At 72.4% G+C, this 1,659-nt stretch carries 2 protein-coding genes; one reads left to right on the plus strand and one right to left on the minus strand.

Annotation, left to right across the window (positions count from 1 at the left end):
• Nucleotides 1–868: quinolinate synthase NadA (nadA, locus tag G6030_RS15150; protein WP_182643682.1), on the minus strand; the 868-nt coding region annotated here is incomplete at its 3' end.
• 132 nt (nucleotides 869–1,000) lie between these two features.
• On the opposite strand from nadA, the gene G6030_RS15155 reads away from it, so the two are divergent.
• Nucleotides 1,001–1,659 (plus strand): NUDIX domain-containing protein (locus tag G6030_RS15155; RefSeq protein ID WP_187701887.1); only part of this gene is annotated, 659 nt, incomplete at its 3' end.

A 1,659-nucleotide genomic window follows, 5' to 3' on the forward strand; every position in this document is an offset into this window, starting at 1 on the left:
CGTTGACAGGCAGGAAGTCGATCTCCGGGGCGGCCTTGCGCAGCTGGTGGATCATGCCGACCTCCGTGGCCACGAGCACCTCGCGGGCGCCCGAGGCGCGGGCGGCGTCGACCATACCGCCGGTGGACAGGATCTTGACCTGGTCCGCGGGCACCGCGCCCTCCGTGGCCAGGTGCAGCGCGCTGGTCGCGCAGCCGCACTCGGGGTGGACGAAGAGCTCCGCGCCCGGGTGCGCCCCCGCCTTGGCCGTGAGCTGGTCCCCGTTGATCGCGGCGTGGACGTGGCACTCGCCCGCCCACACGTGGATGTTGTCCCGGCCCGTCTTGCGGCGCACGTGCTGGCCGAGGAACTGGTCGGGCAGGAACAGCACCTCGCGGTCCGGATCGATCGAGGCCACCACGTCCACGGCGTTGGAGCTGGTGCAGCAGATGTCGGTGAGCGCCTTCACCGCCGCGGTGGTGTTGACGTAGGAGACCACCACCGCGTCCGGGTGCTCGGATTTCCACTCGGCCAGCTGCTCGGCGGTGATGGAGTCGGCCAGCGAGCAGCCCGCGGCCTCGTCGGGGATGAGGACGGTCTTGTCCGGCGAGAGGATCTTGGCGGTCTCGGCCATGAAGTGCACGCCGCAGAAGACGATGGTCGACTGCTCGGCCGCCGCCGCGACGCGCGACAGGGCCAGCGAGTCACCGACGTGGTGGGCGATGTCCTGGATCGCGGGGATCTCGTAGTTGTGCGCGAGGATCACCGCGTCCCGCTCGGCGGCGAGCCGACGGATCTCGGCGGCCCACTCCGCGTCGGGTTCGACGCCCGTGTACACCGAGCCGTCGTGGCGGATCCTCGCGGCGAGCGGCGAGTCGAGGCGTCCGATCGCGGTGTCGGGCCGCGGCGCGACCGTCGTGCTGTGTCCTGTGGCAGTGCTCAACGCTGCCCCCTCCCGGGTGAAGTCTCACGGCGCCCTCCGGCAACCGCCCGGGGGCGTTTTCGACTTATAATCGAAAACATGACGGAGTGTAACACCGGTCACGAGGTGCTCGTCGTGGTGAGCCAGGTGCGGCCGGTCGGCGAGGTGACGCCACCCGCCCTCCACGTGCTGCTCTGGCAGCACTCCCTCGGCCCCGCCGCCGGCCGGTGGGCGCTCCCGGGCGGCGGGGTCCGCGACGACGAGGACCTGCGCACCTCCGCCACCCGGCAGCTCGCCGAGAAGGTCGACGTGCGGTCACTGAGCCACCTCGAACCGGTCGCCGAGTTCTCCGACCCGGCCCGCGTCCCCGGTCGGCGCGTGTTCGCCTCCGGCTTCCTCGGCGTGCTGCCCTGCGACGCCGCCCCGGCCCTGCCCGACGACACCGCGTGGTTCCGGGTGGACGAGCTGCCCGACACGGTCTACGACCACGCGGGCATCGTCGCACTGGCCCGCGACCGCCTGGCGGCCAAACTGTCCTACTCCAACCTCGGCTTCGCCCTCGCGCCCGAGGAGTTCACACTCTCCTTCCTCGCGCAGCTCTACGCGGCCGCGCTAGGGCACCCGGTGGACCCGACCAACCTCCAGCGCGTCCTGACCCGCCGCCGCGAACTCGAGGCGTGCGGGCGCAGCGCGCCCCCGGGCCCGTCGGGCGGGCGGCCGGCGGGGCTGTACCGGTTCGCCGAGAGGCGACTGCGTAT

Origin of the sequence: Dietzia sp. E1 (genome assembly GCF_014145015.1) — a bacterium.
Taxonomy (GTDB): domain Bacteria; phylum Actinomycetota; class Actinomycetes; order Mycobacteriales; family Mycobacteriaceae; genus Dietzia; species Dietzia cinnamea_A.